The 19,860-nt window shown below is 72.9% G+C and carries 19 protein-coding genes and 1 pseudogene; 11 read left to right on the top strand and 9 right to left on the bottom strand.

The window, feature by feature from the left end:
- Positions 1 to 28: 28 nt before the first annotated feature.
- Positions 29 to 211, bottom strand: coding sequence for a hypothetical protein (locus ACLF5H_RS11795; protein ID WP_421676009.1), 183 nt, complete (start codon positions 209 to 211; stop codon positions 29 to 31).
- A gap of 257 nt (positions 212 to 468) precedes the next feature.
- Between ACLF5H_RS11795 and ACLF5H_RS11800 the strand changes: the two genes are divergently transcribed.
- From ACLF5H_RS11800 to ACLF5H_RS11815, 4 genes are all read left to right on the top strand, one after another.
- A complete protein-coding gene (locus ACLF5H_RS11800; protein ID WP_421676010.1) occupies positions 469 to 2,313 on the top strand; it encodes a choice-of-anchor A family protein in 1,845 nt (614 codons plus the stop codon).
- A gap of 327 nt (positions 2,314 to 2,640) precedes the next feature.
- Positions 2,641 to 4,623: a HelD family protein gene (locus tag ACLF5H_RS11805; protein ID WP_421676181.1), complete on the top strand. Its 1,983-nt coding sequence runs from the start codon at positions 2,641 to 2,643 to the stop codon at positions 4,621 to 4,623.
- A gap of 77 nt (positions 4,624 to 4,700) precedes the next feature.
- Positions 4,701 to 4,952, top strand: coding sequence for a hypothetical protein (locus tag ACLF5H_RS11810; protein ID WP_037653337.1), 252 nt, complete (start codon positions 4,701 to 4,703; stop codon positions 4,950 to 4,952).
- Positions 4,953 to 4,965: 13 nt separating this feature from the next.
- A complete protein-coding gene (locus tag ACLF5H_RS11815; protein WP_421676011.1) occupies positions 4,966 to 6,153 on the top strand; it encodes an SPFH domain-containing protein in 1,188 nt (395 codons plus the stop codon).
- A gap of 135 nt (positions 6,154 to 6,288) precedes the next feature.
- On the opposite strand, the gene ACLF5H_RS11820 is transcribed toward ACLF5H_RS11815, so the two are convergent.
- Positions 6,289 to 6,918 carry a TetR/AcrR family transcriptional regulator gene (locus ACLF5H_RS11820; protein WP_421676012.1) on the bottom strand — a complete coding sequence of 210 codons (630 nt, stop codon included), beginning with the start codon at positions 6,916 to 6,918 and terminating at the stop codon, positions 6,289 to 6,291.
- 129 nt (positions 6,919 to 7,047) lie between these two features.
- Between ACLF5H_RS11820 and ACLF5H_RS11825 the strand changes: the two genes are divergently transcribed.
- Complete coding sequence (locus ACLF5H_RS11825) at positions 7,048 to 8,244, top strand: FAD-dependent monooxygenase (protein ID WP_421676013.1); 1,197 nt, start codon at positions 7,048 to 7,050, stop codon at positions 8,242 to 8,244.
- Positions 8,245 to 8,300: 56 nt separating this feature from the next.
- Here ACLF5H_RS11825 and ACLF5H_RS11830 read toward each other — a convergent pair whose 3' ends face one another.
- On the bottom strand, positions 8,301 to 9,005 hold the full coding sequence (locus ACLF5H_RS11830; RefSeq protein WP_421676014.1) for a copper homeostasis protein CutC: 705 nt from the start codon (positions 9,003 to 9,005) through the stop codon (positions 8,301 to 8,303).
- Positions 9,006 to 9,159: 154 nt separating this feature from the next.
- Between ACLF5H_RS11830 and ACLF5H_RS11835 the strand changes: the two genes are divergently transcribed.
- Both ACLF5H_RS11835 and ACLF5H_RS11840 read left to right on the top strand, forming a co-directional pair.
- Positions 9,160 to 9,804 carry a hypothetical protein gene (locus ACLF5H_RS11835; protein WP_421676015.1) on the top strand — a complete coding sequence of 215 codons (645 nt, stop codon included), beginning with the start codon at positions 9,160 to 9,162 and terminating at the stop codon, positions 9,802 to 9,804.
- Between the two features lie 26 nt (positions 9,805 to 9,830).
- Positions 9,831 to 10,901 carry a GNAT family N-acetyltransferase gene (locus ACLF5H_RS11840; RefSeq protein ID WP_421676016.1) on the top strand — a complete coding sequence of 357 codons (1,071 nt, stop codon included), beginning with the start codon at positions 9,831 to 9,833 and terminating at the stop codon, positions 10,899 to 10,901.
- A 28-nt stretch (positions 10,902 to 10,929) separates the two neighbouring features.
- Here the strand turns inward: ACLF5H_RS11840 and ACLF5H_RS11845 are convergent, their stop codons facing one another.
- Together ACLF5H_RS11845 and ACLF5H_RS11850 are read right to left on the bottom strand one after the other, a co-directional pair.
- A complete protein-coding gene (locus ACLF5H_RS11845; RefSeq protein WP_421676017.1) occupies positions 10,930 to 11,208 on the bottom strand; it encodes a DUF4031 domain-containing protein in 279 nt (92 codons plus the stop codon).
- A gap of 7 nt (positions 11,209 to 11,215) precedes the next feature.
- Complete coding sequence (locus ACLF5H_RS11850) at positions 11,216 to 11,599, bottom strand: hypothetical protein (protein WP_421676018.1); 384 nt, start codon at positions 11,597 to 11,599, stop codon at positions 11,216 to 11,218.
- A 56-nt stretch (positions 11,600 to 11,655) separates the two neighbouring features.
- Between ACLF5H_RS11850 and ACLF5H_RS11855 the strand changes: the two genes are divergently transcribed.
- From ACLF5H_RS11855 to ACLF5H_RS11865, 3 genes are all read left to right on the top strand, one after another.
- Complete coding sequence (locus ACLF5H_RS11855) at positions 11,656 to 12,561, top strand: MurR/RpiR family transcriptional regulator (protein ID WP_365201094.1); 906 nt, start codon at positions 11,656 to 11,658, stop codon at positions 12,559 to 12,561.
- Positions 12,562 to 12,638: 77 nt separating this feature from the next.
- Entirely contained in the window at positions 12,639 to 13,562 is a 924-nt protein-coding gene (gene murQ / locus ACLF5H_RS11860; protein WP_421676019.1) for an N-acetylmuramic acid 6-phosphate etherase, read from the top strand.
- A 15-nt stretch (positions 13,563 to 13,577) separates the two neighbouring features.
- Positions 13,578 to 15,014, top strand: coding sequence for a PTS transporter subunit EIIC (locus tag ACLF5H_RS11865; RefSeq protein ID WP_421676020.1), 1,437 nt, complete (start codon positions 13,578 to 13,580; stop codon positions 15,012 to 15,014).
- Positions 15,015 to 15,146: 132 nt separating this feature from the next.
- On the opposite strand, the pseudogene ACLF5H_RS11870 reads toward ACLF5H_RS11865, so the two are convergent.
- Positions 15,147 to 15,566, bottom strand: a pseudogene (locus ACLF5H_RS11870) (class I SAM-dependent methyltransferase); the annotation flags it as partial.
- A 127-nt stretch (positions 15,567 to 15,693) separates the two neighbouring features.
- On the opposite strand from ACLF5H_RS11870, the gene ACLF5H_RS11875 reads away from it, so the two are divergent.
- On the top strand, positions 15,694 to 16,275 hold the full coding sequence (locus ACLF5H_RS11875; RefSeq protein ID WP_421676021.1) for a hypothetical protein: 582 nt from the start codon (positions 15,694 to 15,696) through the stop codon (positions 16,273 to 16,275).
- A 16-nt stretch (positions 16,276 to 16,291) separates the two neighbouring features.
- Here the strand turns inward: ACLF5H_RS11875 and ACLF5H_RS11880 are convergent, their stop codons facing one another.
- The 3 genes from ACLF5H_RS11880 to ACLF5H_RS11890 form a co-directional block, all read right to left on the bottom strand.
- Positions 16,292 to 17,419: an NADH:flavin oxidoreductase gene (locus ACLF5H_RS11880; protein WP_421676022.1), complete on the bottom strand. Its 1,128-nt coding sequence runs from the start codon at positions 17,417 to 17,419 to the stop codon at positions 16,292 to 16,294.
- A 231-nt stretch (positions 17,420 to 17,650) separates the two neighbouring features.
- Positions 17,651 to 19,273, bottom strand: a complete 1,623-nt coding sequence (groL, locus tag ACLF5H_RS11885) for a chaperonin GroEL (RefSeq protein ID WP_421676023.1) — start codon at positions 19,271 to 19,273, stop codon at positions 17,651 to 17,653.
- A gap of 317 nt (positions 19,274 to 19,590) precedes the next feature.
- Complete coding sequence (locus ACLF5H_RS11890) at positions 19,591 to 19,794, bottom strand: cold-shock protein (RefSeq protein WP_037653356.1); 204 nt, start codon at positions 19,792 to 19,794, stop codon at positions 19,591 to 19,593.
- Between the last annotated feature and the right edge of the window lie 66 nt (positions 19,795 to 19,860).

The following is a 19,860-nucleotide window of genomic DNA, read 5'->3' on the forward strand; positions in this document are numbered from 1 at the left end:
GGGAGGGCCGGGGGTGCGGGCGGTGCCGTCACACCCGGCGTATGCCCGCTTCCTCGCCGTACTCGCCGAGGACGACGACGCCGAACGCCGCCTGCGCGAACACCTTCAGCGCGCGCAGGGCGCTGCCCAGGAGGTGACGCGGGGCGCCGTCCACGGCCGTGGCGCCGGTCGGGGGGCGGGGAGTGGAGGGGGAGAGGGTTGCTGCGCTCATGACTCCATGGTGGAACTCCGAGGCCCTTCGCGGTATCGGTCCACGGGTCCAATTCCGGCGGCCCCCGTCTGCACCCGGGGGTGGACCCGACCCCGGCCCGCCCCCTACACCCGGCCCGCCCGCGTCCCCTAGGGGCCGTGCGGATAGGGGCCGTGCGGAGTACCGGGCGACTCCGTTCGTATGACCTTGCCGCGATGATCGCCGCGGCCATGTGTCATCGCCGCCACCGGCGGCCCGCCCCGGCGAACATGCCGGGCATGAGCATCCTCACCCGGCGCCTGCGGGCGCTGTGTTCACGTGTGGGCGGCACCGGTGCCTCCTGGGCCGTCGTGGCGACGACCGTGCCCGCGCTCGCCCTCGGCCTCGGTGCCGTACCCGCCGCCGCGGCCACCCTCCCCGGCGGCCTCGGCCCCTGTGTCCCCGGCAGCTGCCCCGACCCGTTCCCGGGCATCAACAACGGCCCGATCGCCGGCCGGGACGCCGCGATCAACATCTTCGTCGGCCATGACTTCCTGGTGCGCGGCCGGGCCGCCGAGGCCGAGGGCCGGGTGGTCGTCCTGAACGACTTCGACCAGCAGAAGCAGGCGGGTGCCAGCGGCCAGTACAACCTCGGCATCGTCGGCGTCGGCTCGCGCGTGCCCCCGCCCAGCGGCTCGGACTTCCTGACCACCGGCGGCGATGTGACCATCGCGAGCGGCCAGCGCCTGGACACCACCGGCGGGATCATCGGCGAGCAGGGCACCGTGCGCTACGCGGGCACCGAGAGCGGCCAGGTCACCGGGCGGCTGGTGCACGACCCGGCGGCGGCACAGCCGTACACCGCCCTGCGGGGCGAGCTGACCGCGGCCAGCCAGTGCTACGCCCGTGTCGACGGGGCGCACCGGCCGCCCACCGGCACGGCGGTCAACCAGGGCTCGCAGACGGTGTTCACCGGCGACGGCACCTCCGCGCTCCAGGTCTTCGACGTGGACTTCGACCTGGCGGGCCCGAACGGCGCCCAGCAGGGCATCGTCTTCCGCGGCGTCCCGGCCGGGGCCACCGTCCTGGTCAACGTCTACGGCGCGAACCGCACCATCCGCACCTACAGCGGCGGCATCGACGACAGCACCGACCCGCTCAACGCCTACCGCGAGCGCCTGCTGTGGAACTTCCCCGACGCCACGACCGTCGATCTCGCCGGCACCGGGCAGATGCAGGGCAGCTTCCTGATCGGCGACCAGGCGTCCATGACCACGGTCACCCTGCCCGGCATCAACGGCCGCTTCTTCACGACCGGTTCGCTCACCCACACCAGTGCCGCGAGCGGGGGCGGCGGCCAGGAGTTCCACGCGTACCCGTTCAACGGCGATCTGCCCGACTGCGCGCCGACCCCGCCGGTGACCGGTGAGGTCCGCGTCCACAAGATCGACGAGGAGACGGGCGCCGCCCTGGCGGGCGCCGAGTTCCAGCTGTGGCGGGAGACCAACGGCGTCCCCGGGCTCCAGACCGGCGGCACCGACCCGGACACGCATGTCACGGACTGCACCACCGGCGCCGACGGCCGGTGCGCCGCCACGACCGACGCCGGTACCTACTACTGGCGCGAGACCGGGGCGCCCGCGGGCTACGACCTGCCCGATCCGGACGTCTTCGGCCCGCTCACGCTGAGCGCCGAGAACGCGTCGGCGGGCGTGGAGGCCACCGTCCGCGACACCCGTACGCCGGTGCCGCCGGTGCCCGGAGCCATCGAGCTGACCAAGACGGACGCGGCGAGCGGCGCCCCGCTGGCCGGGGCCGTCTTCGAGGCCTGGCGGGAGACCAACGGCGTCGACGGCCTCCAGACCACCGGCCCGAACCCGGACACCCGCACGGGCGCCGCCTGCACCACCGACGCCGCGGGCCACTGCGCCTTCGGCGATCTCCCGCTCGGCCTCTACTACCTGCGCGAGACGGCCGTGCCGAACGGCTACGCGCTACCCGCCAACCAGGTCTTCGGCCCCTTCACCGTGACCGAGGAGAGCGGCACCACCCCGGTGGCGGTCTCCGTCACCAACACCCGCCGCGAAGAGGGCGGCGAGTACGGCTACGGCTACGGCCCGGAGGACAAGAAGGGCAGGCACTGACCCCGTAAGAGCCACCGCCACCGGTCCGGCCGCCCAGCTGTGGGCGGCCGGACCGCTGTGTGCAGGCCCCCCGTCGAAGATCCCCCCGTCGAATATCCATTGGCGTTCCCCCCGCCCCCTCACTAAAATCCCCTCTCTTGCCCGCCTCCCTCGCGGAGAGCTGCCGTCCGGACGGAAACCGGGTGGCGCCGTCGTACCGCCCGCAGCAGGCCCACCGGAGGCATCCCCTTGTCCACGTCCGCCCAGGAACAGGCCATCGACCCCGCAGGGGACCCGCTCTCCCGGGAGCGTTCGCACCTCGCCGACTCGCGGGCCGCGCTGCGTGCCATGCGGGAGGACGTGGAGGCGCTGGACATCCGGGACGTCACCGCGAACTGGGTCAACGCGGCGGTGCTCAGCCGCCAGATCGACGACCGCATCAAGGCGCTGGCCGACCTCAGCGGCACCCCGCTGTTCTTCGGCCGGCTCGACTATCTGCACGCGCCCGGCGAGGACCGGGCCGAGGGCGCGTCGGGCGAGCAGTTCTATATCGGGCGCCGGCATGTGCACGACGCCGACGGCGACCCCATGGTCATCGACTGGCGCGCGCCGGTCTCCCAGCCGTTCTACCGGGCGTCCAAGAAGGACCCGATGGACATCGGGCTGCGCCGCCGCTTCGGCTACACCGGCGGGGACCTGACCGCGTACGAGGACGAGCGGCTGTCCGACCCGGCCGAGGAGGCCACCACCAGCAAGCTGCTCCAGCAGGAGATCGAGCGGCCGCGCGTCGGCCCGATGCGGGACATCGTCGCCACCATCCAGCCGGAGCAGGACGAGATCGTCCGCAGCGGGCTCGGCGGCACCGTCTGCGTCCAGGGCGGCCCCGGCACCGGGAAGACCGCCGTCGGCCTGCACCGGGTGGCGTACCTGCTGTACGCGCACCGCGAGCGGCTGGCCCGCACCGGCACCCTGGTCATCGGCCCGAACAAGTCCTTCCTGCACTACATCGAGCAGGTGCTGCCCGCGCTGGGCGAGCTGTCCGTGCAGCAGGCCACCGTGGACGACCTGGTGGCACAGGTCGAGGTGCGCGGCACGGACGAGGCGCCCGCCGCGGTGATCAAGGGCGATGCCCGGATGGCCGAGGTGCTGCGCCGGGCCCTGTACTCGCATGTGTCCCTGCCGACGGAACCGGTCGTGGTCGTGCGCGGCTCCCGGCGCTGGCGGGTTCCGGCGTACGAACTGGAGGAGCTGGTACGGCAGTTGCTGGACCGGGAGATCCGGTACGGCGCCGCCCGCGAGGCCCTGCCGCAGCGGATCGCGCACGCGGTGCTGGTGCAGATGGAGCGGGCCGGGGAGGCGCCGGACGACCGGGTGCAGGACGCGGTGGCGCGCAACAGCGCGGTGAAGGCGGCCGTGAAGGCGGTCTGGCCCGCCGTCGACCCGGCGAAGCTGGTGCTGCGGCTGCTCACCGAGCCGGAGTTCCTCGCCGAGCACGCGGCCGGGCTGCTCGACGAGGACGAGCAGAAGACGATCCGGTGGGCCAAGCCGGTCCGCAGCGTGAAGTCGGCCAAGTGGTCGGCGGCGGACGCGGTGTTGATCGACGAGGCCACCGATCTGATCCAGCGCACGCACTCGCTCGGCCATGTGGTCCTGGACGAGGCGCAGGACCTCTCCCCCATGCAGTACCGGGCGGTGGGCCGCCGCTGCACCACGGGCAGCGCGACCGTCCTCGGCGATCTGGCGCAGGGCACCACGCCCTGGGCGACGCGGAGTTGGGACGAGGCGCTGGGCCACCTGGGCAAACAGGAGGGCGTGATCGAGGAGTTGACGGCCGGTTTCCGGGTGCCGACCGACGTCATCACGTACGCCTCCCGGCTGCTCCCGCACATCGCGCCGGGCCTGACCCCGGTCGCCTCCGTCCGGGAGAACCCGGGCTTCTTCGAGGTCCGCGCGATCGAGGGCGCGGACCATGTCGTCGCCGCCTGCGCGGAGTTGCTGGCCAACGAGGGCTCGACCGGTCTGATCGCCGCCGACGCCCGGATCCCCGCGCTGGCCGAGGCGCTGACCGCGGCCGGGATCGGCTACCTCGCGCCGGGCGAGGAGACGACCCGCGAGAGGCGGCTGACCCTGGTCCCGGCCTCGCTCGCCAAGGGCCTGGAGTACGACTACGTGGTGCTGGACGAGCCGCGGGCGGTGGTCGACGGCGAACCGGACGAGCGGACCGGCCTGCGGCGGCTGTACGTGGCCCTGACCCGTGCGGTCTCCGGCCTCGTGGTGACCCATGCGGCGCCCCTGCCGGAGCAGCTGGCCGGGTCCGTGCACGTGCTGTGACCTCCTGCCCGTTGGTGCACGGGCCGCGGGGGGCTATCGTCGGAATCCTGAGGCCAGCGCGAGGAGGACGGCCGGTGATGACGCAGGACGAGGCCGTGATCGGCTGCACGGGGAAGGTCCTCATCGGAACACGTGGATCCGCGGGACCCGGGGAGGTACTGGTCCGGGTCCGGGGTGGCTCCGAGACGTTTCTCGCCTGGTCGGAGGATCCCCTGCCGCCGGGAGCGACGGTCCTCGTGATCGAATCACGGGGATGCCGCGAGGTCGGCGTCATCGAGTGGGCTGATCCATTGGACGCGCTCGGCGGCGACGCCGTCGACGCCTGCTGAGGAGTACAAGAAGATGTTCGGATACCGCGTACCCGCGCCGGACGAGGCGATGTTGATCTCGGGCGGACGACGGGGACTGGGGGGCGCGCCGTTCCGAGTGGTGACGGGCCACGGCAAGTTCGTGGTCCCGTTCTTCCGCAAGACCCGCTTCCTCTCGCTCGCGATGTGCGAGTCGGAGGTCACCGAGACCTGTGTGACCAAGCAGGGCATCGCCCTGCATGTGCGCGCCGTCATCGCCTTCAAGGTCGGCAATGACGCCGAGAGCATCATCAACGCCGGTCAGCGCTTCCTGTCCGACCAGGACCAGATGTCGGTGCTGACCGGCCGGATCTTCGCCGGTCATCTGCGCGCCATCATCGGCTCGATGACGGTCGAGGAGATCGTCACCGAGCGGCAGAAGCTGGCCGCCGAGGTGCTGGACACCTCCAAGATGGAGATGGCCAAGATCGGTCTGATCGTGGACTCGCTCCAGATCCAGTCGATCGACGACGGGGACACCGGTTACATCGACGCGATGTCCGCCCCGCACAAGGCGGCCATCCAGCGTCAGGCGCAGATCGCCCAGGCGCAGGCCACGCAGGCCGCGGTGGAGGCGGAGCAGGAGGCGGCGCGCCGCCAGGCGGAGTACGCCCGGCAGACCGCCGTCGTCAAGGCCGAGTACTCGGCCGAGGTGGACCGGGCGCAGGCCCAGGCGGCGCAGGCCGGTCCGCTGGCGCAGGCGCACGCGCAGCAGGAAGTGCTGGACGCGCAGACCGAGTTGGCCCAGCGCCAGGCCCTGCTGCGGCAGAAGCAGCTGGTGTCCGAGGTCGTCAAGCCCGCGGAGGCGGAGGCCGAGCGGGTCAGGATCCTCGCGGCGGCCGAGGCCCAGCGGATGAAGATCCAGGCGGAGGCGGCGGCGTCGTACGACCGGGTCGCGCTGGACCGGATGCTGATCGACCAGCTGCCGCAGATCGTGAAGGAGGCGGCCGGCGGTCTCGCGGGCGCCAACGTCAACGTCCTGAACGGCGCGGACGGCCTCGGCGAGATCGCGGCCGGACTGGTCTCCCAGGGCCTGACCATCCTGGACTCGGTCCGCCAGAACCTCGGCGGCCAGGACTCCGAGGGCAACCGCGACGAGCAGCAGCCCCGCGACAACGGCCTGCTCCAGCTCAGCGCCCGCCGCGAGAAGAAGTCGGACGACGGCCCGGTGGACGTCGACTAGCGGCCACCCGGCCGACCACCCGGCACCCGCACCCGACCGCCCCGCTCCCCCGCACCGAGAAATCGGCCGGGGGGCGGGGCGGTTCGCGTCGCCCCCGCGCTACGGCGGCTCGGGCGGCCGGTGTCGTACGACGGCTCAGGCGTCGCCCTCCGGGGCTCCGGTGCCGTCCCCCGCCGCCCCGGCGCGCGCCCTGCGCCGGGCGAGGACGGCGAGGAGGTTGTCGACCAGGCGTTCCGCGTCGGTGTCGGTGCGCAGCGGGTTCGCCAGCAGGGCGTGGGTGTAGGCGGGGGCGAGGATCAGTTCCAGCACGTCCTGGACGTCCAGCTCGCTGGTGCCGGCGGCGGTGAGCACCGCCTCGATCTGGCGGGTGCGGGGTTCGATGAACTGGTTCAGCCCGTCGGCGTCGAGCACCCCCGAGCGCGTCGCGGCGGCGAGGGCCCTGGCCAGCACCAGGTTCCTGTCCTCGCGCAGGTCCGCCAGCAGCCGCCGGGTGTAGACCAGCGCGTCGGCCCGCAGGTCCCCGGTGACGGGGAGCGGCGAGCGGCGGCTCAGCTCCTCGAAGAGGGTGTCGAGGACGAGCCCCTCGGGGGTGCGCCAGCGCCGGTAGATGGTCGCGGGGTGCACCCCGGAGCGCTCGGCCACCTCCGCCACCGTGACCGTGCCGTCCGGGGAGGTGTCGAGCAGCGCCCGGACCGCCGCGTGCACCGCGTCCCGCGTCTTGGCGGATCTGCCTCCCGGACGGATCGTCCCTGCTGCTTGCGTCATGCCCCGATACTACCGCGACTCGCTCGCGTTAGTGGCCGGATATCGCCCCCTAACGCGAGTGACTCGCATTAGGGGGCCTCTGTGGCGTACGCTCAAACGCAAGACATTCGCGTTAGGAAGGTAGGGCTCATGCCTCGGGTACTTGTGGTGGGTGCGGGGATCGCGGGCGACACCGTCGCGCTCATGCTGGGACGGGCCGGCTGGGAGGTCACCGTCGCGGAGATCGCGCCGGAGCTGCGCGGCGGCGGTCAGTCCGTCGATCTGCGCGGCGACTGCCGTGCGGTGCTCGCCCGCCTCGGACTGCTCGACGAGGTCCTCGCCCAGCTGGTGGACCAGCGCGGCGCGGCCTGGGTGGACGGCGACGGACGGCGGCTCGCGGAGATGCCCGTCGAGGCGTTCGGCGGCAACGGCTACGTCTCCAAGGAGGAGCTGCTCCGCTCGGACCTCGCCCGCGTCCTGCACGACGCGGCCGGCGCGCGGGTCACGCATCTCTTCGGGGAGACCGTGGAGGCGCTGGAGGACGCTCCGAACGGGGTGTCGGTACGGTTCCGCCACGCGCCGCCCGCCGAGTTCGACCTGGTGATCGGCGCGGACGGGGCGCACTCCCGGGTGCGTCGGCTGCGCTTCGGGCCTGAGGAGGTGTTCCGCCGCCAACTGGGTCTCGCGCACGCCTGGTTCACCATGGACGAGACCCCGGCGACGCCCCCGGTCGACGGCTGGTTCGTCACCCACAACGCGCCGGGCAGCCGCTCGGTGGAGGCGCGTCCGGGGCATCCGGGCCAGCAGGAGATCGGGCTCACCTTCGCGGCGACGGCGCTGCCGCCGCGGCGCGACCGGGAGGCCCAGTTCGCCCTGCTCGACCAGGTGTTCGCGGACGTGGGCTGGCGCACCCGGGAGTTCCTCGCCGCCGCGCGGCAGGCGCCCGACTTCGCCCTCGACACCTTCGACCAGATCCAGGTGCCGAAGTGGTCCGACGGCCGGGTGGTGCTGCTCGGCGACAGCGCCTGGTGCGCGAGCCCCCTCAGCGGTCTCGGCACCGCCCTGGCGCTGCGCGGCGCGGCGGCGCTGGCCGACGTCGTCGAGGCGGCCGACGCCCTGCGGCTGCCGCACCGCCTCTCGGACGCGCTCACCGCGTACGAGACGGCGATGCGTCCGCGCGTCCGGGAAGCGCAGCGGCTGTTCCCGGGGCGGGTGCGGCAGGCGGCGCCCCGTACCGGACTCGGCATCCACACCGTCGCGTGGCTGATCCGCCAGATCCAGAAGCCCCCGCTGGCGAAGACCTTCACCCGTCTGGCGGCCGAGCGCGGACAGGGGCAGCCGGCCTGAGGGCGCACCGGGACGGCGTCGGCCACGGCCGGCCCGCCCCTTCGGAAAGTCCCTGGTCAGCCCAGGTCGGTGGCGCCGTCCAGCACGCGCCGCCACTCCTTGACGGCGCCTTCCGAGACCGGTCCGTGCCAGCCCTGCGGGCGGGCCGCGCCGCCGATGTGGAAGGCGTCGAGGCCCGCGGCGAGCAGCGGCGGGACATGGTCGAGGCGCAGGCCGCCGCCGACCAGGACGGTCTGGCCGTAGCCCGGCTCACCGCGGCGGCCGTACTCGGCCAGCAGGGTCGGCAGCCCCTCGTCGACGCCGGTGGCGGCGCCCGCGGTGAGGTAGGTGTCGAGGCCGGGCAGGTCGGCGAGCTGTTTGCGCAGGGCGTCGCGGTCGGCGGCGCGGTCGATCGCGCGGTGGAAGGTCCACCGGCAGCCCTCGAGGGCGGCGGCCACCCGCTCCACGGCGGCCAGGTCCACTCCCCCGTCCGCATCGAGGAACCCCAGCACGAACTGGTCGGCGCCGGCCGCCCGCATCTCCTCCACCACCCCCAGCAGCCGGGCCATGTCACCGGCCGCGAACCCGTCCGCCAGGCGGAGCATCACGCGCAGGTCGATGTCGACGGCGGCACGGATGCCGGCGACGGTGGCGGCGGACGGGGTGAGCCCGTCGGCGGCCATCTCGGTGACCAGCTCCAGGCGATCCGCGCCTCCGGCCTGGGCGGCGACCGCGTCCTCGATGTCGAGGGCGATCACCTCCAGGACTGCACGCTTGCTCATGGCACCCCATTCGTCGCGACCAAAGATCCAGTAGAGGTCTAGTCCAATTTAAGAGTACGCGGCCGGGCGCGCCAGTACGCCACGGCCGCGACGGGCCGTGGCGCGGCTCGCACATCCAGGCGGACGGCCCTCGCGGCCGTAAGAGAATGACCCCATGGCCGACCTCGACGCCCTCCGCCTCCGTTTCGTCCGTGCCCTGGACGCCGCCCGTGCCCCCGAGGGCGGTCCGGATCCCGTGCCCTACGTGGAGAATCTCCTCGCCCGCTGGCAGGAACCCCAGCGCCGCTACCACACGCTGACCCACCTCACCGCGGTCCTGGACCGCATCGACGTGCTGGAGACGCACGCGGCCGACCCCGAGGTCGTACGTCTGGCCGCCTGGTTCCACGACGCCGTCTATCTGCCGGAGCGTTCCGAGAACGAGGAGCGTTCGGCGCGGCTGGCCGAGCGCGCGCTGTCCGAGGCCGGGATGGCGCGGGCGAAGGTCGCGGAGGTGGCCCGGCTCGTCCGGCTGACCGTCACGCACGATCCGGCCGAGGACGACCGCGACGGCCAGGTGCTGTGCGACGCCGATCTGGCGATCCTGGCCGCGCCTCCTTCGGCGTACGCCGCCTACGCCGCCGAGGTCCGCGAGGAGTACCACTTCGTGCCCAACGACGCCTTCCGGCAGGGGCGTTCCGACGTACTGCGCCAACTCCTCGCGCTGCCGCGGCTGTTTCACACGCCGTACGGCCGGGAGCACTGGGAGGCCACCGCCCGCTACAACCTCGCCGCCGAGGCGGAAATGCTGTCGCCGTGATGCCGTGCCCCGCCTAGGGTGCGCCCATGCGAGCGATGAACGGGGAACATGTGACCGAGGCCGTGGCCGGCTGCCTGGCCGTCCTGCGCGCGGCGGCCGACCGGGACATGCGGAGCGTCCGCGCCGGGCGGGTGGAGTGGGACTGCCACACCACCGCCGTGCATGTCGCGGACGACCTCGTGGCGTACGCCGCCAATCTGGCCGGGCGCGCCCGGGACGCCTACATACCCTTCGAGCTGAAGCTGGACGAGGGCACCGACCACGCGGGGCTGCTCCAGGTCCTGGAGGCCACCGGCGCGCTGCTCGCCGCCGCCGTGGCCACCGCGCCGCCGGGCGTCCGCGCCTTCCACCCCTACCCGTTCCGCGACGCCGACCGCGAGGGCTTCGCCGCGATGGGCATCGCCGAAGTCCTGCTGCACACCCATGACATGGCCGAGGGCCTCGGCCTGCCCTACGCGCCGTCCGCCGAACTCGCCGACTCCGTCCTGGCCACGATCTTCCCGCACATCCAGCCCGGCCCGGAGCCCTGGCCGACCCTGCTGTGGGCGACCGGCCGCGGTGAGCTGCCCGGCCGGGCGCCGGTCACCGAGTGGCGCTGGTACAACAACCTCGTCCTGCGGTCCGAGCGCCTCACCCTCACCGGCGTCCGCCCGGCCGCCGCCCGCGATCTCGCCCTCGGCGGCGACGGCGGCTTCGACTGGATCGGCGACGGCCCCGAGGAGGGCACCCGGGACGCCGCCAGGATGCTGCTGAAGGCGTACGAAGCGGGCGTCCACCGGCCCGAGTTCACCTCTTTCACCCTGGTGCGCACCGAGGACGGCCGCGCGGTCGGCGCCCTCGGCTTCCACGGCGCCCCGGACGAGGACGGACGGGTGGAGATCGGCTACAACGTGGTCGCGGACGTCCGCGGCCGGGGGTACGCCACAGAGGCGCTGCGCGCGCTGTCCCGGTGGGCGCTGGCCCGCGACGACGTACGGACGCTGTACGCACGGGCGCAGAAGACCAACACCGCCTCCCAGAGGGTCCTCACCCGCGCCGGATTCGCACCGGTGGGCGCGATCGACGACCGGCTCCTGGCCTACGAGCTGCACGCGTGACCGCCACCCGGTGAAGGCGCGGGGCCGGCTACGAAAGCCCCCGCCGCACCAGCCCCTTGGGCCGCCGCAGCCCCGACTGGCGCAGCAGCCGCACCAGTTCCCGACTGCCGACCTCGACCGCACCGGCCGCCACCGCGTCGGCGTACCGATGCGCGGGAAGGTCGTAGTGATCGCGCTCGAAGGCCCGCCGGGGCACCCCCAACCCATCGGCGAACAGCCGGAGTTCGCCGTACGACACATCGCTGACCAGGTGCGACCACAGGCGCCCGTGGCCCGGCCAGGTGGGCGGGTCGATGTACACCGTCACGGGCGCCTCACGAGGACGGGGTCCCACCGATGGCCGAGCCCAGCAGGCCGACGGCCGCGACCCTGACGCCCGCCTGATGGCACACCCAGTGCGGGTCGGGGCCCAGCTCCGGCTCCACGTCCAGCGCGTGCGGGTCGCCCGAGACGCAGACCGGGCACAGCGGCCAGCGGCCGTACCGCTCCAGCAGCGCGTCCTGCACGTCCTGGGCGACCAGACCGGCCACGAAGTGCACGCCGTCCGGCCACTGCTCGACCCACCAGCGCCGCTGCACCACGGAGTCCTCGACCAGCGAGACCACGTCCGCCTCCGCGACCCGGCCGGCCACGAGATCGGCGAGGACCAGGGCACGGGCCGCGTGCAAGGCCTGTTCAAGGGGACTGATGGGCTCCATGCAACCCATTGTGCGCACTCTTGACCCGGACACCGAACCGAAAATATCTTTCAGAGGTGACCCAGGACGTGAAGGAAAGTTTCGGCAGTCCGGTGGGCTCGCTCGCCGCCAAGGTGCGCACCCTCGCGCCGTCGATGACCCGGTCCATGCAGCGCGTCGCCGAGGCCGTCGCGGGCGACCCGGCCGGCTGCGCCGCCCTCACGGTCACCGGCCTCGCCGAGCTGACCGGCACCAGCGAGGCCACCGTCGTCCGCACCGCGCGGCTGCTCGGCTACCCCGGCTACCGGGATCTGCGGCTCGCCCTCGCGGGTCTGGCCGCCCAGCAGCAGTCCGGGCGGGCGCCCGCCATCACCACCGACATCGCCGTGGACGACCCGATCGCCGACGTCGTCACCAAACTGGCGTACGAGGAGCAGCAGACCCTCGCCGACACCGCCGCCGGGCTCGACACCGGCCAGCTCGGCGCGGCCGTCACCGCGCTCGCCGGGGCCCGCCGCACCGATGTGTACGGCATAGGGGCCTCCGGGCTCGTCGCCCAGGACCTCACCCAGAAGCTGCTGCGCATAGGGCTCATAGCGCACGCGCACAGCGATCCGCATCTCGCCGTGACCAACGCCGTCCAGCTCCGCTCGGGCGACGTGGCGATCGCGATCACCCACTCCGGCTCGACGGGGGACGTCATCGAGCCGCTGCGGGCCGCCTTCGAGCGCGGGGCGACCACCGTGGCCATCACCGGCCGCCCCGACTCACCGGTCACCCAGTACGCCGACCACGTACTGACCACGTCCACCTCACGGGAGACCGAGCTGCGCCCGGCCGCGATGTCCTCGCGGACCAGCCAACTGCTCGTGGTGGACTGCCTGTTCGTGGGAGTGGCCCAGCGCACGTACGAGACGGCGGCACCCTCGCTCGCCGCGTCGTACGAGGCGCTGGCGCACCGGCATCGCAGCAACACCAGGTGAGCACCTGCGCCGACACCAGGTGAGCACCGGCACCGGGGGAACACCAACCGGCATTCGAGACCGAGAGAGCCGCTCCCATGACCGCCCATGACCTGCGCAGCCAGCTGGCCTCGCTGACCACCGAGGCCTTCCGACCCGAACTCGCCGACATCGACCGCCTGCCCACCCTCGACATCGCCCGTCTGATGAACGCCGAGGACGCGGGCGTGCCCGCCGCCGTCGCCGGCCAGCTCCCCCGTATCTCCGCCGCCATCGACGCGGTGGCCGCGCGGATGACCCGGGGCGGCCGGCTCATCTACGCCGGGGCGGGGACCGCGGGACGCCTCGGCGTCCTGGACGCCTCCGAGTGCCCGCCCACCTTCAACACCGATCCCGCCCAGGTCGTCGGCCTGATCGCGGGCGGCCCGGAGGCGATGGTCACCTCCGTGGAGGGCGCCGAGGACTCGGACGAGCTGGCCCGCGCCGACCTCGACGCGCTCAAGCTCACCGCCGAGGACAGCGTGGTCGGGGTCTCCGCCTCGGGCCGTACCCCGTACGCCGTCGGCGCGGTCGAGCACGCCCGCGCCCAGGGCGCCCTGACCATCGGGCTCGCCTGCAACGAGCACAGCGCGCTGGCGGCCGCCGCCGAGCACGGCATCGAGATCGTCGTCGGACCGGAGCTGATCACCGGCTCCACCCGGCTCAAGGCGGGCACCGCCCAGAAGCTCGTCCTCAACATGCTGTCGACCATCACGATGATCCGGCTCGGCAAGACGTACGGGAACCTGATGGTCGACGTGCGCGCCTCCAACGCCAAGCTGCGGGCGCGCTCACGCCGGATCGTCGCGCTGGCCACGGGCGCGGGGGACCCGGAGATCGAGCGGGCGCTGACCGAGTCCGGCGGTGAGGTGAAGACCGCGATCCTCGTCCTGCTGGCCGATGTCGACGGCCCGGCGGCCACCCGCCTTCTGGAGGACTCCGGGGGCCATCTGCGCGCAGCGCTGGCCCGCGCGAGCGGCTGACCGCACGCTCAAGGGGTGCACACGGACCCCGCCTCCACCGCGACCGCCGTCCTGACCCACCTCGGCGGCCCCGCCAACGTCACCTCCGTGACCCACTGCATGACCCGGCTGCGGCTCACCCTCGCGGACCCGGACGCGGCGGACGGCACCGGGCTGCGGGCGGTTCCGGGGGTGCTGGGCGTGGTGGCGGACGGGGCCGCGTGGCAGATCGTGCTGGGGCCGGGCGTGGTGGAGACGGTGACGGACCAGGTGCGGGCGCGGATGCGGGAGCAGTCCCCGGCCGGAGCGGCCCTGAAGGAGGATCTGCGCCGCCGTAACTCCACCCCCCTCAAGACCGCCCTGCGCCGCGTCGCGAACGTCTTCGTGCCGCTCATCCCCGCCCTGATCGGCTGCGGCATCCTCGCGGGTCTCAACGGCGTGCTCCAGAACGCCGGTTGGCTGCCCGCTCTCACCCCCGCGCTGACCGCGGTGGCGTCGGCCTTCATGGCGCTGCTCGCGGTGTTCGTCGGCTACAACACCGCCCAGGAGTTCGGCGGCACCCCCATCCTGGGCGCGGCCGTGGCGGCGGTGGTCGTGTACCCGGGCGTGGCCAAGGTGACGGCGTTCGGGACGCAGCTCGCCCCCGGCCAGGGCGGCGTCCTCGGCGCGCTCGCGGCGGCCTTCCTCGCCACCCGGGTGGAACGCTTCTGCCGGGGCCGCGTCCCCGACACCCTGGACGTCCTGCTCACCCCGACGGTGACCGTCCTCGTCCCCGGCCTGCTCACCCTCTACGGCCTGATGTACACGGCCGGTACGGTCGCCACCGCGATCGGCGCCGCCGCGAACTGGCTCCTGACCACGACGGGCGCGCTGGCCGGCCTGCTGCTGGGCGGCCTCTTCCTCCCGCTGGTCATGCTGGGCCTGCACCAGGCCCTGATCCCCATCCACGCCACCCTCATCCAGCAGCAGGGCTACACCGTCCTGCTCCCCCTGCTGTCCATGGCGGGCGCGGGCCAGGTGGGCGCGGCCCTCGCGGTGTACGTCCGGCTGCGCCACGACCGCTCACTGCGGACGACGATCCGCTCGGCCCTGCCCGCCGGACTGCTCGGCGTCGGCGAGCCGCTGATCTACGGCGTCTCCCTCCCCCTCGGCCGCCCCTTCCTGACCGCCTGCGCGGGCGGCGCGGCGGGCGGCGCGTTCATCGGCGCCTTCGCGATGCTCGGCACGAAGGTCGGCGCGACGGCGATCGGCCCCTCCGGCTGGGCCCTCTTCCCCCTGCTGTCCGGCAACCGGAGCCTCGCGGCCACCGCGGCGATCTACGCGGGCGGCCTCCTCACCGGCTACACGGTCGGCTTCCTGGCCACCTGGCTCACCCTCTCCAGGAGCGCGCCACACCAGGGTGTACCGCCAGAAGAACCCCCGCCGCAGCCGGACCCCGGGCAGCAGCCGACGGGCCTGTCCGGCAATCTCTGAGAAGTCCATCTCCGGCCCCTTGACCGGCGCGGTCATGCCCACGGGCCGTTCCGTCGCGGCCCGCCCCCGGTTCTTCACCCAGCCGAACAGCGCGTTGAGCGGCACGGAGAGCATCCCGCGCACGTCCTCGTCCCGGGCGCACCCCACGACGACCAGCGTCCCGCCGGGCGCCAGCTCCGCCCGGAACCGGGCGAGGGTCTCGGCGAAGGGGAGGTGGTGCAGTACGGCGACACAGGTGATGACGTCGTAGGGGCCGGGCGGCAGCCCGTCGGGGGCGGCGGCCAGGGTGTACCGGACGTTCGCGACGGCCCCGCCGTGCTCCCGTGCCCGCTCCAGGATCCCCGGGTCGGCGTCGACCGCCGCCACCCGCTCCGCCCGCCCGGCCAGCAGCCGCGCGAGCTCCCCGGCACCGCACCCCACGTCCAGCGCCCGGCCGAAGCGCCGGGGCAACTGCCGTAACAGCCAGGGGTGATAGTGGGCGTTGTGATCCCAGGGGTGGGCGTCGTTGAACCGCCGCAGCCCCTCGATCAACCGCTCCGTCGAAGTCGCCATGGCCCCACCCCACCACACCCTCCCCTTGGGGAGCACCGGTGAAGCCGCGCCGGTTCCCCGGCGGCATCCTGGACACTGGGGGCGGGGAACGCGCCAGAAATTCGCCTACCGACCGGAATCCACCACCATGAATCACGCCCAGCTGACCGCCCTCGGCCGAGCGCTCCGGCTGCTCGGGGAGCACGGGGAGGCGTTGGCCGCCGACACTCCGGACGGGCGGCTCCAGGAGATCAGGACGGATCTGCGCAGGGCGCTGGACCTGCTGGAGGAGAGCGTCGGGACGAACGCGCCGGCCACCCGGTGCGCCGAGCATCCGCACGGACCGGTGGACGAGAGCGCCCCCGACCTGTGTCTGCTGTGCGAGACCCGGCGCCGGGCCGCCCGCCGCTCGGAGTACGGGGGCCGGGCGAACCCGGCCGAGCCGGTGGCCACCGCGCCCTCGCGGTACGGCGTCCGGGCCGACCGCCCGCAGCCCCAGCAGCGCTGGCTGCCGGAGCTGTGGAACGGCCAGGAGTGGCAGCTGTGCGGCACCCCCCGGCGCGACCGCCGGGAGGCCGAGGCGTATCTCGCCGCCCAGCGGCGCGGGGCGCGGCCCGCGATGGCGTACCGGCTGGTGCACGAGTTCACCGACTACGAGGTGCTCCGGGTGTGGGGCACCCCGGTACGCGTCGACATCGAGCCGCTGAACGGCAATATCGGCGGGATCTGAGCCCGGCCGAGCGTCCTCAGCTGAGCGTCTTGATCGCCGCCGCGTCGTACGGCGCCAGCTCCGACGTCCGGCCCGCGAGCACCTTCGCGGCCCACTCGGGGTCCTGGAGCAGCGCGCGACCGACCGCGATCATGTCGAACTCGTCGGCCTCCAGGCGGTCGAGCAGGTTGTCGATGCCCTGCACCGGGGAGCCCTCACCGGCGAACGCGCCGGTGAAGTCGCCGTCCAGGCCGACCGAGCCGACGGTGATGGTCTGCTTGCCGGTGAGCTTCTTCGTCCAGCCCGCGAGGTTGAGGTCGGAGCCGTCGAACTCGGGCTGCCAGTAGCGGCGGGTGGAGGCGTGGAAGACGTCGACGCCGGCCGCGGCGAGCGGGGCCAGGACCGCCTCCAGCTCCTGCGGGGTCTCGGCGAGCCGGGCGGTGTAGTCCTGCTGCTTCCACTGCGAGTAGCGGAAGAGCACGGGGAAGGTGGCCGAGACCCGCTCGCGGACCGCGGCGACGATCTCCGCGGCGAACCGGGTGCGGGCCACCGGGTCGCCGCCGTAGGCGTCGGTGCGGCGGTTGGTGCCCTCCCACAGGAACTGGTCGAGGAGGTAGCCGTGGGCGCCGTGGAGCTCCACGCCGTCGAAGCCGATGCGCTCGGCGTCCGCGGCCGCCTGGGCGAACGCGGCGATGACGTCGTCCAGGTCCTGCTGGGTCATGGCCCTGCCGGTGGGCTCGGCGCCCGCGGTGACCAGGCCGGAGGGGCCCATCGCGGGGGCAGCCGGGAAGGGGGCGTCGCCGTCCTTGCGGACCATGCCGATGTGCCACAGCTGCGGCACGATGGTGCCGCCCGCCGCGTGCACGTCCTCGGCGACCTTCGCCCAGCCCGCCAGCTGCTCCTCGCCGTGGAACCGCGGCACCCGGTCGCTCTGACCGGCCGAGTCATGGCCGACGTAGGTGCCCTCGGTGACGATCAGGCCGACGCCCGCGGCGGCGCGGCGGGCGTAGTACGAGCGCACGTTCTCGCCGGGGATGCCGCCCGGGGAGAACATCCGGGTCATCGGCGCCATCGCGATCCGGTTGGGGACGGTGAGGCCGTTGAGCGTGATGGGCCGGGAGAGTACCTGGGCCGCGCGGGGGGCGGGCGGCGTGTCGACGGTCACGTGGGGGCTCCTCAGAAGGCTGCTAACCGAGCGGTATGTGAATGCGCATTGTTGTAGCTGCTTAAGTAAGCCGCTGTACAGAGGTCAGCATTCCCGGACCCGGAAGCGGTCGTCTGTGACGCCGGACACGCCCGGGCGGGGCGAAAGCCCGGGAAAAGCCCGAGGGCGGCACCCCCTGTCCCAGACAGGAAGTACCGCCCTCGGTAAGGACGTTGATCAACCAGAGGCCGATCAGAAGTCCATGTCACCGCCCGGCATGCCGCCCGGAGCGGCCGCGGCGGCCTTCTCCGGCTTGTCGGCGATGACGGCCTCGGTGGTGAGGAACAGCGCGGCGATGGAGGCGGCGTTCTGCAGCGCGGAACGGGTCACCTTCGCCGGGTCGATGATGCCCTCGGCGACCAGGTCGACGTACTCGCCGGTCGCGGCGTTCAGGCCGTGGCCCGGGGTCAGGTTGCGCACCTTCTCCACCACGACACCGCCCTCGAGGCCGGCGTTGACGGCGATCTGCTTCAGCGGGGCCTCCAGGGCGATGCGCACGGCGTTGGCGCCGGTCGCCTCGTCACCCTCGAGCTCCAGCTTCTCGAAGACCTGGGAGGCCTGGAGCAGGGCCACGCCACCACCGGCGACGATGCCCTCCTCGACGGCCGCCTTGGCGTTGCGCACGGCGTCCTCGATGCGGTGCTTGCGCTCCTTGAGCTCCACCTCGGTGGCGGCACCGGCCTTGATGACCGCGACGCCGCCCGCGAGCTTGGCCAGGCGCTCCTGGAGCTTCTCGCGGTCGTAGTCCGAGTCGCTGTTCTCGATCTCGGCGCGGATCTGGTTCACCCGGCCGTTGACCTGGTCGGAGGAGCCGGCACCGTCGACGATGGTGGTCTCGTCCTTGGTGATGACGACCTTGCGGGCGCGGCCCAGGAGGTCCAGGGTCGCGTTCTCCAGCTTGAGGCCGACCTCCTCGGAGATGACCTCGCCGCCCGTGAGGATGGCGATGTCGCCGAGCATGGCCTTGCGGCGGTCGCCGAAGCCCGGGGCCTTGACGGCGACGGACTTGAAGGTGCCGCGGATCTTGTTGACGACCAGGGTCGACAGGGCCTCGCCCTCGACGTCCTCGGCGATGATCAGCAGCGGCTTGCCCGACTGCATGACCTTCTCCAGGAGCGGGAGCAGGTCCTTGACGGAGCCGATCTTGGAGTTCGCGATGAGGATGTACGGGTCCTCGAGCGACGCCTCCATGCGCTCCATGTCGGTGGCGAAGTAGGCGGAGATGTAGCCCTTGTCGAAGCGCATGCCCTCGGTGAGCTCGAGCTCCAGACCGAAGGTGTTGCTCTCCTCGACGGTGATGACGCCTTCCTTGCCGACCTTGTCCATCGCCTCGGCGATCAGCTCGCCGATCTGGGTGTCGGCGGCGGAGATGGACGCGGTGGAGGCGATCTGCTCCTTGGTCTCGACGTCCTTCGCCTGCTCCAGCAGGGCGGCGGAGACGGCCTCGACGGCCTTCTCGATACCGCGCTTCAGGGCCATCGGGTTGGCACCGGCGGCGACGTTGCGCAGGCCTTCCTTGACCAGGGCCTGGGCGAGCACGGTCGCGGTGGTCGTACCGTCACCGGCGACGTCGTCCGTCTTCTTGGCGACTTCCTTGACCAGCTCGGCGCCGATCTTCTCGTACGGGTCCTCGAGCTCGATCTCCTTGGCGATGGAGACACCATCGTTGGTGATCGTGGGGGCGCCCCACTTCTTCTCGAGGACGACGTTGCGACCCTTGGGGCCGAGCGTCACCTTGACGGCGTCCGCGAGCTGGTTCATGCCGCGCTCGAGGCCGCGCCGCGCCTCCTCGTCGAACGCGATGATCTTGGCCATGTGAAGTGGTCCCTCCAGGACTGGGGGTGATTCCTTCGGACCGCGCCCGCGCCCGCGACGGACGGTTCGCCGGCCTGTGGTTCCTTGCCCCACATGGCCTGCGGACCTCACCGACCCGGTCCTTCGTTGTCACTCTCACCTTCAGAGTGCTAACGCAATGATTAGCACTCGGCATGGTCGAGTGCAAGCGCCTTGGCCCTCCTCGGGCCACCTCGGCGGCCGGGTCAGCCGGAGGCGAACACGCGCGGGGCCCGGACCCGGGCACGCCGAAGGGCCCGCACCCTGTGCGAGGTGCGGGCCCTTCGGTGGAGAAACGTTCAGACGGCGACGCGAACCATGTCGGCCTGCGGACCCTTCTGGCCCTGCGAGATCTCGAACTCGACTCGCTGGCCCTCCTCCAGGGTGCGGTAGCCGTCCATCTGAATGGCGCTGTAATGGACGAAGACGTCCGCACCACCGTCGACCGCGATGAAGCCGTACCCCTTCTCCGCGTTGAACCACTTGACGGTGCCCTGAGCCATGCCTAACTCCCCTATTACTGGCCCTTGCACAGATCCGCACTTCGCGGACCCGGGTCAGACCTCGCC

The sequence above is a fragment of the Streptomyces sp. LaBMicrA B280 genome (assembly GCF_049222185.1).
GTDB classification, from domain to species: Bacteria; Actinomycetota; Actinomycetes; order Streptomycetales; family Streptomycetaceae; genus Streptomyces; species Streptomyces murinus.

Bases quoted from the DNA above. Each gene is read 5' to 3' on its own strand.
- ACLF5H_RS11795 (WP_421676009.1), bottom strand. From the start codon at position 211: ATGAGCGCAGCAACCCTCTCCCCCTCCACTCCCCGCCCCCCGACCGGC.
- ACLF5H_RS11800 (WP_421676010.1), top strand. From the start codon at position 469: ATGAGCATCCTCACCCGGCGCCTGCGGGCGCTGTGTTCACGTGTGGGC.
- ACLF5H_RS11805 (WP_421676181.1), top strand. From the start codon at position 2,641: ATGCGGGAGGACGTGGAGGCGCTGGACATCCGGGACGTCACCGCGAAC.
- ACLF5H_RS11810 (WP_037653337.1), top strand. From the start codon at position 4,701: ATGACGCAGGACGAGGCCGTGATCGGCTGCACGGGGAAGGTCCTCATC.
- ACLF5H_RS11815 (WP_421676011.1), top strand. From the start codon at position 4,966: ATGTTCGGATACCGCGTACCCGCGCCGGACGAGGCGATGTTGATCTCG.
- ACLF5H_RS11820 (WP_421676012.1), bottom strand. From the start codon at position 6,918: ATGACGCAAGCAGCAGGGACGATCCGTCCGGGAGGCAGATCCGCCAAG.
- ACLF5H_RS11825 (WP_421676013.1), top strand. From the start codon at position 7,048: ATGCCTCGGGTACTTGTGGTGGGTGCGGGGATCGCGGGCGACACCGTC.
- ACLF5H_RS11830 (WP_421676014.1), bottom strand. From the start codon at position 9,005: ATGAGCAAGCGTGCAGTCCTGGAGGTGATCGCCCTCGACATCGAGGAC.
- ACLF5H_RS11835 (WP_421676015.1), top strand. From the start codon at position 9,160: ATGGCCGACCTCGACGCCCTCCGCCTCCGTTTCGTCCGTGCCCTGGAC.
- ACLF5H_RS11840 (WP_421676016.1), top strand. From the start codon at position 9,831: ATGCGAGCGATGAACGGGGAACATGTGACCGAGGCCGTGGCCGGCTGC.
- ACLF5H_RS11850 (WP_421676018.1), bottom strand. From the start codon at position 11,599: ATGGAGCCCATCAGTCCCCTTGAACAGGCCTTGCACGCGGCCCGTGCC.
- murQ (WP_421676019.1), top strand. From the start codon at position 12,639: ATGACCGCCCATGACCTGCGCAGCCAGCTGGCCTCGCTGACCACCGAG.
- ACLF5H_RS11875 (WP_421676021.1), top strand. From the start codon at position 15,694: ATGAATCACGCCCAGCTGACCGCCCTCGGCCGAGCGCTCCGGCTGCTC.
- groL (WP_421676023.1), bottom strand. From the start codon at position 19,273: ATGGCCAAGATCATCGCGTTCGACGAGGAGGCGCGGCGCGGCCTCGAG.
- ACLF5H_RS11890 (WP_037653356.1), bottom strand. From the start codon at position 19,794: ATGGCTCAGGGCACCGTCAAGTGGTTCAACGCGGAGAAGGGGTACGGC.